The organism is Luteimonas gilva (assembly GCF_005239095.1).
Taxonomy (GTDB): domain Bacteria; phylum Pseudomonadota; class Gammaproteobacteria; order Xanthomonadales; family Xanthomonadaceae; genus Luteimonas_C; species Luteimonas_C gilva.
Window position 1 is genome coordinate 523,600 of the sequence record NZ_SZUA01000003.1, and the last position, 15,399, is coordinate 538,998.

The 15,399-nt window shown below is 66.4% G+C and carries 19 protein-coding genes and 1 tRNA gene; 14 read left to right on the forward strand and 6 right to left on the reverse strand.

All coding sequences use genetic code 11. From position 1 onward, the window contains the following. The first annotated feature begins 19 nt into the window (after positions 1 to 19). The 7 genes from FCE95_RS16170 (at position 20) to FCE95_RS16200 (ending at position 4,536) form a co-directional block, all read left to right on the forward strand. Positions 20 to 385, forward strand: a complete 366-nt coding sequence (locus FCE95_RS16170) for a hypothetical protein (protein ID WP_137268064.1) — start codon at positions 20 to 22, stop codon at positions 383 to 385. Between the two features lie 83 nt (positions 386 to 468). Beyond that, positions 469 to 1,047, forward strand: a complete 579-nt coding sequence (locus tag FCE95_RS16175; RefSeq protein ID WP_137268065.1) for an anthranilate synthase component II — start codon at positions 469 to 471, stop codon at positions 1,045 to 1,047. 58 nt (positions 1,048 to 1,105) lie between these two features. Next, complete coding sequence (locus FCE95_RS16180) at positions 1,106 to 1,456, forward strand: CPCC family cysteine-rich protein (protein ID WP_137268066.1); 351 nt, start codon at positions 1,106 to 1,108, stop codon at positions 1,454 to 1,456. 33 nt (positions 1,457 to 1,489) lie between these two features. Then, entirely contained in the window at positions 1,490 to 2,515 is a 1,026-nt protein-coding gene (trpD, locus tag FCE95_RS16185; RefSeq protein WP_137268067.1) for an anthranilate phosphoribosyltransferase, read from the forward strand. A gap of 109 nt (positions 2,516 to 2,624) precedes the next feature. After that, positions 2,625 to 3,005 carry an antibiotic biosynthesis monooxygenase family protein gene (locus tag FCE95_RS16190; protein ID WP_137268068.1) on the forward strand — a complete coding sequence of 127 codons (381 nt, stop codon included), beginning with the start codon at positions 2,625 to 2,627 and terminating at the stop codon, positions 3,003 to 3,005. Next, positions 3,002 to 3,811 (forward strand): indole-3-glycerol phosphate synthase TrpC, encoded by an 810-nt coding sequence (trpC, locus tag FCE95_RS16195; RefSeq protein ID WP_137268069.1) that lies wholly within the window; start codon positions 3,002 to 3,004, stop codon positions 3,809 to 3,811. The genes FCE95_RS16190 and trpC overlap by 4 nt, the downstream gene beginning before the upstream one ends. Beyond that, positions 3,808 to 4,536, forward strand: a complete 729-nt coding sequence (locus tag FCE95_RS16200) for a haloacid dehalogenase-like hydrolase (protein ID WP_137268070.1) — start codon at positions 3,808 to 3,810, stop codon at positions 4,534 to 4,536. The genes trpC and FCE95_RS16200 overlap by 4 nt, the downstream gene beginning before the upstream one ends. Positions 4,537 to 4,669: 133 nt before the next feature. Here FCE95_RS16200 and FCE95_RS16205 read toward each other — a convergent pair whose 3' ends face one another. Both FCE95_RS16205 and crp read right to left on the reverse strand, forming a co-directional pair. Beyond that, positions 4,670 to 5,137, reverse strand: a complete 468-nt coding sequence (locus FCE95_RS16205; RefSeq protein ID WP_137268071.1) for a GNAT family N-acetyltransferase — start codon at positions 5,135 to 5,137, stop codon at positions 4,670 to 4,672. Positions 5,138 to 5,141: 4 nt separating this feature from the next. Beyond that, positions 5,142 to 5,828, reverse strand: a complete 687-nt coding sequence (gene crp / locus FCE95_RS16210; RefSeq protein ID WP_137268072.1) for a cAMP-activated global transcriptional regulator CRP — start codon at positions 5,826 to 5,828, stop codon at positions 5,142 to 5,144. Between the two features lie 143 nt (positions 5,829 to 5,971). On the opposite strand from crp, the gene speD reads away from it, so the two are divergent. Next, positions 5,972 to 6,763, forward strand: a complete 792-nt coding sequence (gene speD, locus FCE95_RS16215) for an adenosylmethionine decarboxylase (protein ID WP_137268073.1) — start codon at positions 5,972 to 5,974, stop codon at positions 6,761 to 6,763. An 82-nt stretch (positions 6,764 to 6,845) separates the two neighbouring features. Here speD and coq7 read toward each other — a convergent pair whose 3' ends face one another. Further along, entirely contained in the window at positions 6,846 to 7,490 is a 645-nt protein-coding gene (coq7, locus tag FCE95_RS16220) for a 2-polyprenyl-3-methyl-6-methoxy-1,4-benzoquinone monooxygenase (protein ID WP_137268074.1), read from the reverse strand. Between the two features lie 331 nt (positions 7,491 to 7,821). Here coq7 and rplM point away from each other — a divergent pair, with 331 nt between their 5' ends. From rplM to FCE95_RS16245, 5 genes are all read left to right on the forward strand, one after another. Next, positions 7,822 to 8,250, forward strand: coding sequence for a 50S ribosomal protein L13 (gene rplM / locus FCE95_RS16225; protein WP_137268075.1), 429 nt, complete (start codon positions 7,822 to 7,824; stop codon positions 8,248 to 8,250). Positions 8,251 to 8,253: 3 nt separating this feature from the next. Beyond that, positions 8,254 to 8,646 (forward strand): 30S ribosomal protein S9, encoded by a 393-nt coding sequence (rpsI, locus tag FCE95_RS16230; protein WP_137268076.1) that lies wholly within the window; start codon positions 8,254 to 8,256, stop codon positions 8,644 to 8,646. Positions 8,647 to 8,691: 45 nt separating this feature from the next. Beyond that, a tRNA-Gln gene (locus FCE95_RS16235) sits at positions 8,692 to 8,766 on the forward strand. A gap of 272 nt (positions 8,767 to 9,038) precedes the next feature. Continuing rightward, positions 9,039 to 9,269, forward strand: a complete 231-nt coding sequence (locus FCE95_RS16240; RefSeq protein ID WP_137268077.1) for a hypothetical protein — start codon at positions 9,039 to 9,041, stop codon at positions 9,267 to 9,269. A 154-nt stretch (positions 9,270 to 9,423) separates the two neighbouring features. Beyond that, a complete protein-coding gene (locus tag FCE95_RS16245; RefSeq protein ID WP_223266938.1) occupies positions 9,424 to 10,161 on the forward strand; it encodes a 2OG-Fe dioxygenase family protein in 738 nt (245 codons plus the stop codon). 74 nt (positions 10,162 to 10,235) lie between these two features. On the opposite strand, the gene lpxL is transcribed toward FCE95_RS16245, so the two are convergent. Next, complete coding sequence (lpxL, locus tag FCE95_RS16250) at positions 10,236 to 11,150, reverse strand: LpxL/LpxP family Kdo(2)-lipid IV(A) lauroyl/palmitoleoyl acyltransferase (protein WP_137268079.1); 915 nt, start codon at positions 11,148 to 11,150, stop codon at positions 10,236 to 10,238. A gap of 50 nt (positions 11,151 to 11,200) precedes the next feature. On the opposite strand from lpxL, the gene waaA reads away from it, so the two are divergent. Next, positions 11,201 to 12,511 (forward strand): lipid IV(A) 3-deoxy-D-manno-octulosonic acid transferase, encoded by a 1,311-nt coding sequence (waaA, locus tag FCE95_RS16255; protein ID WP_137268080.1) that lies wholly within the window; start codon positions 11,201 to 11,203, stop codon positions 12,509 to 12,511. A gap of 695 nt (positions 12,512 to 13,206) precedes the next feature. On the opposite strand, the gene FCE95_RS16260 is transcribed toward waaA, so the two are convergent. Next, positions 13,207 to 14,616, reverse strand: a complete 1,410-nt coding sequence (locus FCE95_RS16260) for a TolC family outer membrane protein (RefSeq protein WP_137268081.1) — start codon at positions 14,614 to 14,616, stop codon at positions 13,207 to 13,209. Between the two features lie 68 nt (positions 14,617 to 14,684). Further along, positions 14,685 to 15,341, reverse strand: coding sequence for a protein-L-isoaspartate O-methyltransferase family protein (locus tag FCE95_RS16265; RefSeq protein ID WP_137268082.1), 657 nt, complete (start codon positions 15,339 to 15,341; stop codon positions 14,685 to 14,687). Positions 15,342 to 15,399: the final 58 nt, after the last annotated feature.

Consider the following 15,399-nt stretch of genomic DNA (forward strand, 5'->3'; position numbering starts at 1 on the left):
TCCACGACGCGCCGACGCCATGTCCATCGCCCGCAAAATCCTGCCGCCGTTCGTCGGTCTCGTGTTGGGCGCACTGTGCGCCCTGCTGTCCGTGGCCGTCGCCGGCGGCGGCCATGGCTGGAATTCGGCACTCCCTTTCGGTCTGTGCGCGCTGCTGCTGTATCCCTCGGCTTTCGTCGGCGCGCAAACGCCCGATACGCGTCGAGAGCTGAACTCGGCCTTGCTGGTCGCGGCCGTCGCGCTCGACGCGTGGCTGGCGGTGCGCTCGCTGCAGGAAGGCCTGCACTATGTCGTGCCGGTGTGGCCGTTCGCCCTCGCCTGGCTCGCCCTTTGGTTCGGCTGGCAAGGGCTCGCCTTGCGGAGCTGGATCCGGGCGAAAAAATAGCTTTCCGCGTTGCCATGGACACCGCCCGCCGCTAGATTGCTGGTCTTCCCCCGCACGCGGCATGGCCGCCGGAGCCGCGCCTCGTGCTGCTGATGATCGACAACTACGACAGCTTCACCTACAACCTCGTGCAGTACCTGCAGGCGCTGGGGTCGGAGGTGAAGGTGGTGCGCAACGACGAGCTGTCGGTGGCGCAGATCGCCGCGCTGGAACCCGAGCGGATCGTGATTTCGCCCGGGCCTTGCACGCCGAACGAAGCGGGCGTGTCGCTGGACGTATTGCGCGAACTGGGTCCGCGCACGCCGATCCTGGGCGTGTGCCTGGGCCACCAGAGTTTGGGGCAGGCTTACGGCGGCCACGTGATCCGCGCCGGAAAGATCATGCACGGCAAGACCTCGCGCATCCGCCACGAAGGCAAAGGCGTGTTCGCGGGCTTGCCGGACGGCTACGAAGCGACGCGCTACCACTCGCTGGTCGTCGAAAAGGATTCGCTGCCCGATTGCCTGGAAGTGACCGCCTGGACCGAAAACGAGGACGGCACGGTCGAGGAGATCATGGGCCTGCGCCACCGCGAACATCCGGTGGAGGGCGTGCAGTTCCATCCGGAGTCGATCTTGACCGAGCATGGGCATGCGTTGCTGAAGAATTTCCTCGAGCGATGATCTCCAAGGCCGTCATCCCGGCGAAAGCCGGGATCCAGAGCCGTCTGCCAATCTTCCAATGACCGATCTCCCTTGCCCAGCATGCGGTTTTATGACGCTCGAAGGCGCTTATGGGTCGTACGCACTTTGCCGTCTATGCGATTGGGAAGATGATGGCGTGCAATTGGCTAACCCGACATCGGATGGCGGCGCCAACAGCGAGTCTCTGGCGCAGGCTCAGACATCAGCCCTTGCCAAATTCCCGCTGCAGGTCGAGATTGTGCAAGGATTTCGACGCGGAACTCATTGGCGTCCGTTGTCCGATATCGAGATAACGGCGTATGACGCGCTGCGGATGAAGAGTCATTGGCACACAAGGGCGATCCTAGAAGAGCGCCAAGCCTATTGGTTCTCGGAACGGCGCGAGTAAGGCTTCGGACGACAGCGAACGAGAACGAAACGAATGCCCATCACCCCGCAACAAGCCCTGCAGCGCACGATCGAGCATCGCGAGATCTTCTTCGACGAGATGGTCGAGCTGATGCGCCAGATCATGCGCGGCGAGGTCTCGCCGAGCATGACCGCAGCGATCCTCACCGGTTTGCGGGTGAAGAAGGAAACGGTGGACGAGATCGCCGGCGCGGCCACGGTGTTGCGCGAGTTCGCGCTGCCGGTGCCGGTTGCGGACCGGACCAACCTGATCGACATCGTCGGCACCGGCGGCGACGGCGCGCACACCTTCAACATCTCCACTGCGTCGATCTTCGTGGTCGCCGCGGCCGGCGCGCGGGTGGCCAAGCACGGCAACCGCAGCGTCTCCTCGAAATCCGGCAGCGCGGACGTGCTGGAGGCGCTGGGCGCGAACATCGAATTGCGGCCGGAACAAGTGGCGCAGTGCATCGCCGACTGCGGGATCGGCTTCATGTTCGCGCCGATCCACCATCCGGCGATGAAAGTGGTCGCGCCGGTGCGCAAGGAAATGGGCGTGCGGACGCTGTTCAACATCCTGGGCCCGCTGACCAATCCGGCCGGAGCGCCGAACATCCTGATGGGCGTGTTCCACCCGGACCTGGTCGGCATCCAGGTGCGCGTGCTGCAGGCGCTGGGCGCGCAGCGGGCGATGGTGGTCTGGGGCCGCGACGGCATGGACGAACTGTCGCTGGGCGCGGCCACCCTGGTCGGCGAACTGCGCGACGGGGCGGTGCGCGAATACGAAGTGCACCCCGAGGATTTCGGCATCGCGATGGCCGCCAGCCGCAATCTGCGGGTGGCCGATGCGGCCGAGTCGAAGACGATGCTGCTCGGCGCGCTGGGCAACGAACCCGGACTGCCGCTGGAAATCGTGGCGCTGAACGCCGGCGCGGCCTTGTATGCGGCGGGCGTGGCGGATTCGATCGAAGCCGGCATCGCGAAGGCTCGCGAGGCGATCGCCTCCGGCGCGGCGATGGCGAAGTTGCGCGAATTCGTCGAGACCACCCGGCGCCTGTAGCCCGGGTAAGCGCAGCGCACCTGGGACCACGACGCGACGGAACCCCGGGTGCGCTGCGCTTACCCGGGCTACGCTCAAGAAAACCGCGCGAAGCCGTAGAATTGCGCTCATGACCGACTCTTTCGCCCAACTCCCGCCGCCGCCTTATTACGCGGTGGTCTTCAGCTCGCAACGCCGCGAAGGCGATAACGGCTACGGCGCCGCGTCCGACCGCATGGTCGAGTTGGCGCAACAGCAGCCCGGCTTCTTGGGCATGGAATCGGTCCGCGGCGAGGACGGTTTCGGCATCACCGTCGCCTACTGGGAAAGCGAGGAGGCGATCAAGGCCTGGCGCTTGCACGTCGAGCACACCGCGGCGCGCGAGCAGGGCCGGGCGCAGTGGTACCGGCATTTCGAATTGCGCATCGCCAAGGTGGAGCGCGCCTACGGCTGGGATTTGGCCACCGGCTACCGCCGTCCGCCGGATGCGAAATCGGACGCCGCGGCATGAACGCGGCGCAACGTCCCGACGTGCTGCAGAAAATCCTGCAACGCAAGGCGGAAGAAGTCGCCGAGCGTTCGGCGCGGCGATCGCTCGACGAGATCAAGGCGATGGCGGCCGACGGGCCGCCGGTGCGCGGTTTCGCCGCGGCGATCGAAGCGAAGATCGCCGCCGGCCATCCGGCGGTGATCGCCGAAGTCAAAAAGGCCAGCCCGTCCAAGGGCGTGATCCGCGCCGATTTCGACCCGGCCGCGATCGCGCGCAGCTACGAAGCCGGCGGCGCGGCCTGCTTGTCGGTGCTGACCGACGTCGATTTCTTCCAGGGCGCCGACGACTACCTGCGCCAGGCGCGCGAGGCCTGTGCGCTGCCGGCGCTGCGCAAGGACTTCGCCATCGATCCCTGGCAGGTCTACGAAGCGCGCGCGCTCGGCGCCGATTGCGTCCTGCTGATCGTCGCCGCGTTGGACGATGCACGTTTGGCCGCATTGTCCGATCTCGCCCTGGCGCTGGGCATGGACGTGCTGGTCGAAGTGCACGACATGGACGAATTGGAGCGCGCCCTGCAGGTGCCGGCGCCCTTGCTGGGCATCAACAACCGCAGCCTGCGCAGCTTCGAGGTCAGTCTCGACACCACCTTGTCGCTGAAGCACGCCGTGCCCGGCGATCGCCGCTTGGTCACCGAAAGCGGCATCGCCACGGCCGACGACGTGCGCAAAATGCGCGGCGCGGGCGTCGACGCCTTCCTGGTCGGCGAGAGCTTCATGCGCGAACGCGATCCGGGCGCGGCGCTGCAGCGGTTGTTCTTCGCCGCATGAGCGCGTTCGGCGAAACCGCGGTGCCGTACCGGCCGCTGGTGGTATTCGATTTCGACCACACTTTGTACGACGGCGATTCCGGCGGCCATTTGGTGGCCTGGCTGATCCGCCGCCATCCGTTGCGCAAGCTCGCGGCGCTGCTCGCCGCGCCGCTGCTGTTGCCGATGATCGCCTGGTTGCCGACGCGGCGCCGCGGCATCTCCGGATTCTTGTGGATCGGCACGTTCGGCCTGCATCGGCGCCGCGATTTCGACGCCTTGATCGACGAATACGTGCAAGCCGACGCCAAGCGCATCCGCGCCCGCTTGTTGCCGACGGCGCTGGAAGTGCTGCACAAGCACCGCATCCGCGGCGACCGCGTCGTGATCGCCACCGGCGCGCCGCCGGAGTTGGCGCGCGCGATCCTGGATTTCGTCGCGCACGAGGACCTGCCCGTGATCGGCAGCCTCGGCAAGCCCTTCCTGGGCGGCCTGATCACCGCCCAGCACTGCCACGCGCAGAACAAGGTGCGGATGATCTGGGACGCCGGCTACGACCAGGTCGCCGTCGCCTACAGCGACAGCCGCGCCGATTTGCCGTTGCTGCGCATCGCCAAGCGGCCGGTGGTGGTGAATCCGAAGGCGGGCGCCGTGAATACGTTCCGGCGCGTGTTGCCGCCGGAGACGCCGATCCTCAATTGGGGCTGCCGCGATCGCGCGGGCCAACCGGCGACCGGGATTCCCTGATGAAATCGCCGAACGTAGGCTGGGTTGGCTACATCAACCCAGCATTGCGGTCTCCCGCTTCGCCTGGATATCGCCGCAATTGAACCCGTGCGGCGCTGGGTTGGTGAAGCCAACCCAGCCTACGATTCTGGAATTACGCGTCGCCGAGGCGCTTGATGAAGCGCAGCGTGCCGTCGCTATAACCGCAAGCCTTGTAGAAGGCGTGCGCATCGGCGCGCTGCGAACCGCTGGTCAGCTCGATCCGGGCCGCGCCGGCGGCGCGCGCGCGGCGCTCGGCTTCGCGCAGCAATTGGCGGCCCAGGCCGCGGCCCTGCGCCGAGGTGCTCACCACCAACGCCGTGATCCGGCAGGTGGTGGTGTCCAGCGGCAGGTAGTACATGAAGTCCAGTGCGATCAGCCCGCAGACCTCGCCGTCGCAACGCGCCACGACCAGCGCCTGGCGGTCGTTGTCGACGATGGCGGCGATGCGCTGGGCCGCGTCCTGCGCGTCGCAGGGATAGCCCAGCTCCGACAGCAGCGCGGCGACGTCGTCGGCGTCGATCCGGGAAGCGCTGCGCAGGTCGGCATCCGGCAGTTTCCCCCGGGGGCCGAAGATCGCCATCGGCTCAGCGGGTTCCGTACAGCACGACGGTCTTGCCGCGCGCGTGCAGTTTGCCGTCCAGCTGCAGCTTCTTCAGCACGCGGCCGGCCATTTCGCGCGAGCAGCCGACCAGGCGCGCCAGCTCCTGTCGCGACACGCGCAGTTGCGTGCCTTGCGGATGGCTCATCGCCTCCGGTTCGCGGGCCAGGTCGTGCAAAGTGCGGATGATGCGGTCGCTGACGTCCAGGAAGGCCAGGCGCCCGGCCTTGCGGCTGGTGTCCAGCAAGCGCCGCGACAGCTGCTTGCCGATCGCGAACATCAGCTTGGCCGCGTCCTGCTGCAGCGGGCCGCCGATCAGCTGGAACAGGCGCTCGTAGCTGATTTCGGCCAGTTCGCATTGCGTGCGGGTGCGCAGCATCACTTCGCGCTGATCGGATTCGATGAACAGGCCCATCTCGCCGACGAACTCGCCGGTGCCGAAATAGCCCAGCACCAGTTCGCGGTCGTCGTCTTCGGTGATGATGCTGACCGAACCGTTGACCACGTAATACATGGTTCCGGCCGGATCGCCGGGCCGGAACACCTCCGTTCGGGAGGGATAACGGCGCAGATGGCAATGGGCGAGGAAGCGCTCTAGGGCGGCCGCATCCAGCTGAAGAGGGCTGGTCGGCTGCCGCATCGTCGGGTACGAGAGTGCGGGGGGCTGGTTCATGGCGGGGACAGGTCGGTGAAGACCGCAGCTTAGGGCCTGAATCCGCGCGCGGCAAACCCTATGCCCGGCGCGATATCGCGAATGAGCGGTTTGCCGCATAATCGCGCCCTTCTTCGCCAGCCCTGACCGGGGGGACGACCGCCGTGGTCAAGCCACTGCCGCGCCTGAAGCTGCAAGGCTTCAACAACCTCACCAAAGCTCTGTCGTTCAACATCTACGACGTGTGCTACGCCGTGTCCGAAGAGGAGCGCCAGCGCTACATCGAGTACATCGACGAGGAATACAACGCCGACAGGCTCACCCAGATCCTGACGGACGTAGCCGACATCATCGGCGCCAACATCCTCAACATCGCCCGCCAGGACTACGATCCGCAGGGCGCGTCGGTGACGATCCTGATCAGCGAGCAGCCGGTGATCGAGAAGTCGGCTGCCAAGGGCGTGATCTCCGACGCGGTGGTCGCGCACCTGGACAAGAGCCACATCACCGTCCACACCTATCCGGAAACGCACCCGCAGCACGGCATCGCCACCTTCCGCGCCGACATCGACGTGGCCACCTGCGGCGTGATCTCGCCGCTGAAGGCCTTGAACTACCTGATCGAAAGCCTGGAATCGGACATCGTGGTGATGGACTACCGGGTCCGCGGCTTCACCCGCGACATCAAGGGCAAGAAGCACTACATCGACCACAAGATCAATTCGATCCAGGATTTCCTGGCCAAGAACATCAAGTCGCGCTACGAGATGCTGGACGTCAACGTCTATCAGGAAAACATCTTCCACACCAAGATGCACCTGAAGGACTTCGACCTGGACCAGTATCTGTTCGAGGAAAAGGCCAAGAACCTGTCGTTCAAGGACCGGATGAAGATCGAGTCGCTGCTCAAGCGCGAGATCGAAGAGCTGTTCCACGGACGCAATCTGGTCGAATGACGGCCAGGAACCAGAAAAGACAGGAAACAGGAACGAGTAACAGCGTCGTCGCTAGTTTCTGGTTCCTGCTTCTGTCTAGTTCCTACAACCGATAGGCGACCGCCTTCATCAGCTTCGACGCGGCGGCCATGATCGCCGGCACCGGCTGCGGCAGGATGCGCGCGCCGGCCTGTTCGGCGTTGTCGGCGTGGCGGGCTTCGTCGGCCTTCATCGTGCGCAGGATCCGGCGGCTGCGCAGGTCGGCCTCCGGCAAAGTCTGCAGGTGCTCGTCCAGATGCGCTTCCACCTGGCGTTCGGTTTCGACCACGAAGCCCAGGTTCCAACCGTCGCCGCGCAGGCCGGCGGCGACGCCGATCGCATAGCTGCCGGCGTACCACAACGGGTTGAACAGGCTGGGGCGGCTGTCGAGTTCATGCAGGCGGTCGGCGCACCAGGCGAGGTGGTCGGTTTCCTCTTGCGCCGCTTCGAGAAGATGTGCGCGGGTCGCGGCATCGCGGGCGACCGCGGCCTGGCCGCTGTACAAGGCCTGGGCGCAGATCTCGCCGACGTGATTGATCCGCATCAGGCCGGCGGCGTGGCGGCGTTCGGCCTCGTCCAGCTCGACCTCGGCGGTGTCGCCGGCCGGATTGGGGCGGGCGGCGGCCGGGGCGCCGAAGACGGTTTCCAGGGCGCGCTGGGATTCGCCGAGGAACAGGTCCAGAGGGGTTTGCAGGCGGATGGCGGTCATGGCGCCTATGTTCCCGCCGATGGGTTCTGAGCGCCAGCGGCGAGCTTTTTCCTCCCCCACGTGGGGGAGGATGCCCCGAAGGGCAGGAGAGGGCGAAGCGGAGCGAGCGTGCTTTTGATCTTGCTGGGGGGCTGCGCCAAACGCCGAACCCTCTCCCTGGCCCTTCGGGCCTATCCCTCCCGCAAGGGGAGAGGGTGAAGCCGGCTTGCGACGCCAGGCCCGGCCGGCTATCATTCCGTTTCTTTGTCGCTCCGACACCCCAACGCGTGGCGAAATTCCGCGGCCCCGGCCCGGAACCAGCCCGACTAGGTACCGCTACCAGAGCCCTGTCATGAAGACTTTCACCGCTAAAAACGAGACCGTGCAGCGCGACTGGTACATCGTCGACGCCTCCGGCAAGACCCTCGGCCGACTCTGCTCCGAATTGGCCCGCCGCCTGCGCGGCAAGCACAAGCCGGTCTACACCCCGCACGTCGACACCGGCGATTACATCGTCGTGATCAATGCCGAGAAGATCCACGTCACCGGCAACAAGCTGGCCGACAAGCAGTACCACCGCTTCACCGGCTACATCGGCAACCTCAAGACCGAGACCCTGGCGCAGGCGCTGGAACGCCATCCCGAACGCGTGATCGAGATCGGCGTGAAGGGCATGCTGCCGAAGAATCCGCTCGGCCGCGCCATGTACCGCAAGCTCAAGGTCTACAAGGGTTCCGAACACCCGCACGCCGCCCAGCAGCCGCAAGTCCTGGATATTTAACTCATGGCCATCTCTCAGAACTACGGCACCGGCCGTCGCAAGTCCTCCACCGCCCGCGTGTTCCTGCGCAAGGGCAGCGGCAACATCACCGTCAACGACCGTCCGCTGGACGAGTTCTTCGGCCGCGAAACCGCGCGCATGATCGTGCGCCAGCCGCTGGAGCTCACCCAGACCACCGACAAGTTCGACATCGTCGTGACGGCCGCCGGCGGCGGCACCACCGGCCAGGCCGGCGCCATCCGCCTGGGCATCGCCCGCGCCCTGGTCGAATACGACGAGTCGTTGAAGACGTCGCTGCGCAAGGCCGGTTTCATGACCCGCGATGCGCGCGAAGTCGAGCGCAAGAAGGTCGGCCTGCACAAAGCCCGCCGCGCCACTCAGTTCTCCAAGCGTTAATGGGTATGCGCCGGAATCGATATTCCGGCGCTACAATCGAAACATAGCCCCGTCGCCAAGCGGTAAGGCACCTGACTCTGACTCAGGCATTCGGTGGTTCGAATCCATCCGGGGCTGCCATACGCAGCCGTCACATTGGCTCCATCGAAAGCCCGCCTCGCGCGGGCTTTCTTTTTGCGCGTCGTCACGGATCTTCTCGCTGCGTCACGGCGGCGGCCGATGCCCTGTGCTAGGTTTTCTTCGCCGCGCATGCAGCGCGGCCTCTGTCCGGCCAAGACGCGATGCGATTGCCACTGCGACCGAACTTCGGATCGGTCGAAGCGTCCGCCGGCACCGCCATCGATGGGACCTTCGCAAGGATCGTCCCCCACCATTGATTCGGAGGGAATCGGATGAAAATGAATGTGTGCTTGAGCGCGGGCGTAGTCGTTTCCGCCTTGGTGATGACGTTCGGCGTGGCCGGCAACGCCTCCGCGGGCGCCGGAACCACGTTCTGCGGTTATCAAGAAGTCGGCGGCGCGCAGGTTTGGGAAAGGCGTTACGTCGGCAATCGGCAATGCCCGGCCAGCGACGTCAAGAACGGCGTGGAAGGCACGCTGGTCTATTCGGAATACATCGCCTGACGAAGGGCGGGCAGCTGCCGTTCCGATGCGCTATCGCGAAGGGCCCGAACGGGCCCTTCGCTTTTTTGCGCGCGCCGTCGAGCGCAGATTTGCTGGGATAATGCCGCTCGCCTCGCCGCGCAGCGGCCCGGGCTCAGAGAGGCAAGTCGCCGCCATGGTCGCCGTATTCTCCGCTCCGTTCACGCCCGTCCAATCCGTCTTGCCGGCCTTGCGCGAGCGCGGCTACGCGGTGCTCACGCCTGCGAGCGTCGCCGAACTCTGCGGCGGATCCTCGGCGGCGTTCGACGCGCTGGCGCCCAGTTGGAACGACCTGGCGCTGGACAATTACCTGCGCGACGGCGGCAACTACCGTCGCCGCCGCCATTCCTGTTTCGTCGTCGACGCCGCCGGCATCGAACAGGCGCCGCACCGCGCGCATTGGCAATCGGAGGAATACAACGCGTTGCACGGCGGCATGCGCCGCTGGTTCGAGTCGATCCGCGCGGAGACGATCGCGCAACCGGCTTGGCCGAGGTTGTTGCGCGCCCTGGCCGCCGAATTCACCGCGCTGAGCGGCGTCGAGCGCTGGTTCGTCGAAGCGCACCAGTTCCGCATCGACACCAGCGACGGCATCGGCCGGCCCACGCCCGAGGGCGCGCACCGCGACGGCGTCGATTACGTCGCCGTGGTCCTGGTCGGGCGGCACGGCATCAAGGGCGGCGAAACGCGGGTGTTCGAAGCGGCGGGACCGGACGGCCAGCGCTTCACCTTGCTGGAGCCGTGGTCGATGCTGCTGCTCGACGACGCGCGGGTGATCCACGAATCCACGCCGATCCAACCGTTGGACGGGCAGGGCCATCGCGACACGCTGGTGCTCACCTACCGGCGCGGCGCCTTCCAAGGCGACGATTGACGTAGCCCGGGTAAGGCCGAAGGCCGCACCCGGGACACGACGCAACCCGAGTGCGGCCTTCGGCCTTACCCGGGCTACGAATACACCGAAGGCTGGCCGTCGGGCTGGCGTTTGAAGCGCCGGTGGATCCACAAATACTGCGACGGCGCTTCGCGCACCATGCGTTCGATCGCCGCATTCACCCGCGCGCTGTCGGCGACGGCGTCCGCGGTGGGGAAGTCGGGCAGCGGGTCGCCGACGCGCAGGATGTAGCGTCCGCCTTCGCGCCGATGGAAGAACGGCACCACCGCGCAGCCGGTCAGCCGCGCCAGTTGGTGGGTGGCGGTGATGGTGGAAGCGGGAATGCCGAAGAACGGCGCGAACACGGTGTCCTTGCCGCGCATGTCCTGGTCCGGCGCGTACCACAGGAACCCGCCGCGCTTGAGCAGCCGCACCACCGGCCGGATCTCGTCGTTGGTGTACATCGCGCTGGCGTAGCGCAGGCGGCCGCGCTTGACCGCCCACTCGAACACGGCGTTGCGGTGGCGGCGGTACATGCCGGCCAGCACTACGTGGTCGCAAAGCAGGCGGCCGCAGGTCTCCAAGGTCATGAAATGCCCGGAGATCAGCAGCACGCCGCGGCCCTGGGCCTGCAGCGCGAGCAGCTTGTCCAAGCCTTCGATGCTCGCCTCGCGCCGCATCGGCGCGATCGAGCCCCACCAGGCCCGGGCGAATTCGAACATGCCGATGCCCAGGTCCTCGAAGCTATGGCGCAGCAGGGTTTCGCGCTGGTCCTCGCTCAGCTCGGGCAGGCAAAGGGCGAGGTTGGTGCGCGCGGCTTCGCGCCGGTCCGGCACCAGGTGCCGCAGCGCGCGGCCGATCAAGCCGCCCAGCCAGCGCTGCAGCGCCCAAGGCAGGCGCGCGCCCAGCCACATGCCGGCCATGATCAGCCACATCGGCCAGTGGCGCGGCGAGAGCGGCGGCGGACCGGCGGGGGATTCGGAAGACATGCGCCGATTTTAGGCCAACAAGCCCGGCCGCTTCGCTATGCTGTGCGCGTATGCGGGGCGACCCTATCGAACGAATCCTACGCGCCCTGTACTCGGCGACCTTGTACTTGTTGGCGCCGGTCACGCTGTATCACCTGATCTGGCGCGGTTTCCGCCATCGCGAATACTTCCAGCGCTGGAACGAGCGCTACGCGGCGTATTCCGAAAAACCCGACGGCACGATGGTCTGGCTGCACGCCGTGTCGGTGGGCGAAGTCAACGCGGCCGCGCCGCTGGTCGATGCGCTGCGCCGGGCGCGCCCGGACTTGAAGCTGGTGGTGACCACGATCACGCCCACCGGTTCGGCGCGTGCGCGTTCGCTGTGGTTGGACGCGGTCGAGCACGTGTACCTGCCCTACGATCTGCCCGGCGCGGTGGGCCGCTTCCTCGACCATTTCCGGCCGCGGATCGCGCTGATCCTGGAAACCGAGCTGTGGCCGAACCTGCTGTTCGGCTGCCGCGACCGCGATATCCCGTCGTACGTGCTCAATGCGCGCTTGTCGGAGCGCTCGTTGCGCGGCTATCGCGTGCTGGCGCCGCTGATCGGACGCGCGTTGCGCAGCGTCACCCGGGTGGCGGCGCAATCGGCCGCGGACGGCGAACGCTTCGTCGCCTTGGGTGCGCAACGCGAGCGGGTGGTGGTCACCGGCAATCTGAAATACGACATCGCAGTGCCGGCGGACGTGTCGGGCTTCCTGGCCGAGTTCCAGGCCAGCCTGGGCGCGCCGCGTCCGGTCTGGATCGCAGCCAGCACCCACGACGGCGAGGAAGCCGCGGTGATCGCCGCGCATCGCTGCTTGCGCAAACGCTGGCCGGATTTGCTGCTGCTGTGGGCGCCGCGGCACCCGGAGCGGTTCCGGCCGGTGGCCGATCTGGCGCGCGGCGAAGGGCTGCCGGTCGCTTTGCGCAGCCAGCAACGTTGGCCGCAGGCGAAGGACGCGGTGTTCGTGGTCGATACGCTGGGCGAATTGACCAAGTTCTACGGTTGCGCCGACGTGGCTTTCGTCGGCGGCAGCCTGCAGCCGATCGGCGGGCACAACCTGCTCGAACCGGCGGCGCTGGGCAAGGCCATCGTCACCGGGCCGCATCTGCACAATTTCGCCGAAATCGCTGCGAAGCTGGAGCAGGCCGGCGCGTTGCGCATCGTCGCCGGAACTGAAGCGCTGGCGTCGGCGATCGAAACGCTGCTCGCCGATCCAGCGGCGCGCACGGCGATGGGCGATGCGGGCTTGGCGCTGGTCGCGCAAGGGCGCGGCGCGTTGGCGCGGACGATGGCTTTGATCGAGCCGCAGTTGCCGGCGGCGGTTTCAGTCGCCGAATAAACCTTCATCCCCCAACGACAGTCATCCCAACGAAACGAGCGAAGCGAGTTAACGGCGAAGCCGGCCCAAAGGGCGAGCGCGCAGCGCGAGTCAAGCTGGGATTCATTGCTCTTGCCATTGATCCTGCCGTTGTTTAAGCCGTCATTCCCGCGAAGGCGGGACTGCGGAGGCAGGATGCCGGAGCGAACATCGGCGAAGCCGATGGCCCGAAGGACGCGCCGCAGGAGCGGAGCGTAATCCAGTGACTTTGCTTACTGCTCGTCATCCCGGCGTAAGCCGGGATCCAGGGCATCCGATGAACTGGTCGATGGCGATGCGACTCGTTACGTGGACAACAGCTTCCGGGCTTTCGCCCGGGTCACTTTCTTTACTGGCATAAAGAAGTAACCAAAGAAAGTGCCTAACTTCAACGGCGGTGCGTGGCGTCGTACTTCTCGATCCACTGGGCGTTGTAGCTGGACAGCACGCCGACTCTCGGTCTCGGTCCGTAGTTCGATGGCGGCCGTTCGTATTGGCATCGCTTCGCTGTTGAGTCGCTGGCGGGCCAGGAGTGGTAATTCGCAGCTTCGGAAAGCGCCGAGCGCTCGTCCGGATACTCGGCGTGACGATGGAAAATCGCCGCGCAAGAAAGGAAGCCCGGATTTCTCCGGGCTTCGATCTAGTTCTTGCAATGTCCCGGGCGTGCCCGGGCGAGATCACTGCTGCGGCTTCAACTGCGCCTCGGCATTGACGGTGAGCAGGCGATTGACTTCCTGCACGTCGGCGATGTCCAGCTGGCCGGCGGCCTGGTCCAGGCGCAGGCGGTTCTGCAGGAAACCGTACTTGGCTTGCGCGTACAGCTGCTGCGCGTTGAACAGGTTCTGTTGGTTGATCAGCACGTCGATCACGGTGCGGGTGCCGACTTCCAAACCGACTTGCGAAGCTTCGTACGCGGCCTTGGCCGAAACCACCGCCAAGCGGCGCGCTTCGACTTCGCTGACGCCCGCGACCAGCGCCTGATAGGCGCTGCGGGTGCTGCGCTCCAATGCGCGCTTCTGCTGTTCCAGCTGATCCTGCGCCGTGTCGCGGCGGGCGAGCGCTGCGCGCACTCGCGACTGGGTGACGCCGCCGGAGAAGATCGGCACCGACAAGGTCAGGCCGATGCCCGGGCCATAACCGTGGTCGCTGTTGAACGGCCCGAGACTGGTGCCGCCGCGGCTGATGTCGCCCCAGCTGTTGGTGTCGCTGTAGTTGCCGCTCAGGTACAGCCGCGGCCAATGGCCGGCGCGCGCGGTTTCCACGTCGGCGGCGGCGGATTGCACCTGGTATTGCTTGGCCATCAGCGCCGGATTGTTCTTCACCGCGCTATCGACCCAGCTTTCCACCGTCTGTTCCGGCGGCAATTCCGGCTTGAAGTCTTCCGGCAGGCCCTTCAGGTTGCGCACCGGCTGACCGGTGATTTCGGTCAGCGCCTGGTAGGCGTCTTCCAGTTCGTTGCGGCGGACGATGGTGTTGGCGCGGGCGCTGTCGTACTGCGCGCGCGCTTCGTGCACGTCGGTGATCGGCGCCAAGCCCACTTCCAAACGCTTGTCGGCGAAGTCGAACTGCTTCTTCAGCGCGGTTTCCTGCGCTTCGGCCGCGGCCAGCGTTTCGATCGCGACCAGCACGTTGAAGTAGGCCTGCGAGGTGCGGATGATCAGGTCGTCGTTCGCGCTGTCCAGCGAGAAGTCGGCGCCCTTGCTCAGCGCTCTCTGGCTTTTCAGGCCGGTGAACAGGGCGCGGTCGTAGACCATCTGGTCCAGGTTCACGCCGGTGCGGCGGGTATTGGTCTCGGTGGTGCGGTTGCCGCCGGTGATCTGGCCGGTGATCGGGTCGATCCGGGTCGGCGTATTGCCGTCGACGTGGTTCCAATCGCGGTTGAACGACGCGCTGCCGTCGATCTGCGGCAGCATCGCGCCGCGCGCCTGCACGGCGCCTTCCTTGACGGCGCGGCGGTCGGATTCTGCGGCCGACAGCTGCGGATCGCCGGTGCGTGCCAGCTCGTAGGTCTGCAACAGGTCTTCGGCGAAGGCGCTGGCCGGCAACAGGGCCAGGGCGAGGGCGAAAAACAACGGGCGGCGACTCATGCGGGGAGGTCCTTGGGTTTTTATTTGGCTGTCCGCGCATCGATGCGCGGGCGGGTTCTACGGTCGCATCACAAACGGAATTCGGGCGCCGGCTCGGCGCCGGCAAGGTACTGCAGCTCGGTTTCGAACAACGATTCGATGCGCGCTCCGTTGACTTCGTTGCGCACGCGAACCGCTTCCATCACCGGCGCCCGGCCGCGGACCACGAACAAGCGTCCGCCTGGGCGCAGCCATTCGACGAAGCGGGCCGGCACCGCATCGACCGCCGCGGTCACGCAGATCGCATCGAAGCGCCGCTGCGTGTTCCAAGCCAGCGCATCGGCGGTTTCGACGCGCACGTTGTTGTCGAAACCGTGCTGCGCCAAACGCGCCCGCGCCGCTTCGGCCAACTGCGGCGCTATTTCGAGACTATGCACGTCGCGTGCCAGGTAGCCGAGGCAGGCGCTGACGAAGCCGCTGCCCGCGCCGATCTCCAGCACTTCGTCGCCGGCGCCGATCTCCAGCGCCTGCAGCATGCGGCCTTCGACCACCGGCTTCATCATCGATTGGCCGTGGCCGATCGGCAGTTCCAGGTCGGCGTAGGCCAGCGCGCGATAGGCCTCGGGCACGAACGCATCGCGCGGCACGGCGTTGAGCGCCTCGAGCACGCGGATATCCAGCACGTCCCAGGGACGTACTTGCTGTTCGACCATGGTTTCGCGGACTTTGGCGTAATCGATCGTCATAGGGGCAGTAGGGAGCGGCCGGCCCGCGATTTTACCGGGTCCGGGGCTCCTCCGCGCC

Excerpts from the sequence above, each read along its gene's own strand:
- FCE95_RS16170 (WP_137268064.1), top strand. The coding sequence starts at position 20 with ATGTCCATCGCCCGCAAAATCCTGCCGCCGTTCGTCGGTCTCGTGTTG.
- FCE95_RS16180 (WP_137268066.1), top strand. The coding sequence starts at position 1,106 with ATGACCGATCTCCCTTGCCCAGCATGCGGTTTTATGACGCTCGAAGGC.
- trpD (WP_137268067.1), top strand. The coding sequence starts at position 1,490 with ATGCCCATCACCCCGCAACAAGCCCTGCAGCGCACGATCGAGCATCGC.
- FCE95_RS16190 (WP_137268068.1), top strand. The coding sequence starts at position 2,625 with ATGACCGACTCTTTCGCCCAACTCCCGCCGCCGCCTTATTACGCGGTG.
- trpC (WP_137268069.1), top strand. The coding sequence starts at position 3,002 with ATGAACGCGGCGCAACGTCCCGACGTGCTGCAGAAAATCCTGCAACGC.
- FCE95_RS16200 (WP_137268070.1), top strand. The coding sequence starts at position 3,808 with ATGAGCGCGTTCGGCGAAACCGCGGTGCCGTACCGGCCGCTGGTGGTA.
- FCE95_RS16205 (WP_137268071.1), bottom strand. The coding sequence starts at position 5,137 with ATGGCGATCTTCGGCCCCCGGGGGAAACTGCCGGATGCCGACCTGCGC.
- crp (WP_137268072.1), bottom strand. The coding sequence starts at position 5,828 with ATGAACCAGCCCCCCGCACTCTCGTACCCGACGATGCGGCAGCCGACC.
- coq7 (WP_137268074.1), bottom strand. The coding sequence starts at position 7,490 with ATGACCGCCATCCGCCTGCAAACCCCTCTGGACCTGTTCCTCGGCGAA.
- rplM (WP_137268075.1), top strand. The coding sequence starts at position 7,822 with ATGAAGACTTTCACCGCTAAAAACGAGACCGTGCAGCGCGACTGGTAC.
- rpsI (WP_137268076.1), top strand. The coding sequence starts at position 8,254 with ATGGCCATCTCTCAGAACTACGGCACCGGCCGTCGCAAGTCCTCCACC.
- FCE95_RS16240 (WP_137268077.1), top strand. The coding sequence starts at position 9,039 with ATGAAAATGAATGTGTGCTTGAGCGCGGGCGTAGTCGTTTCCGCCTTG.
- FCE95_RS16245 (WP_223266938.1), top strand. The coding sequence starts at position 9,424 with ATGGTCGCCGTATTCTCCGCTCCGTTCACGCCCGTCCAATCCGTCTTG.
- lpxL (WP_137268079.1), bottom strand. The coding sequence starts at position 11,150 with ATGTCTTCCGAATCCCCCGCCGGTCCGCCGCCGCTCTCGCCGCGCCAC.
- waaA (WP_137268080.1), top strand. The coding sequence starts at position 11,201 with ATGCGGGGCGACCCTATCGAACGAATCCTACGCGCCCTGTACTCGGCG.
- FCE95_RS16260 (WP_137268081.1), bottom strand. The coding sequence starts at position 14,616 with ATGAGTCGCCGCCCGTTGTTTTTCGCCCTCGCCCTGGCCCTGTTGCCG.
- FCE95_RS16265 (WP_137268082.1), bottom strand. The coding sequence starts at position 15,341 with ATGACGATCGATTACGCCAAAGTCCGCGAAACCATGGTCGAACAGCAA.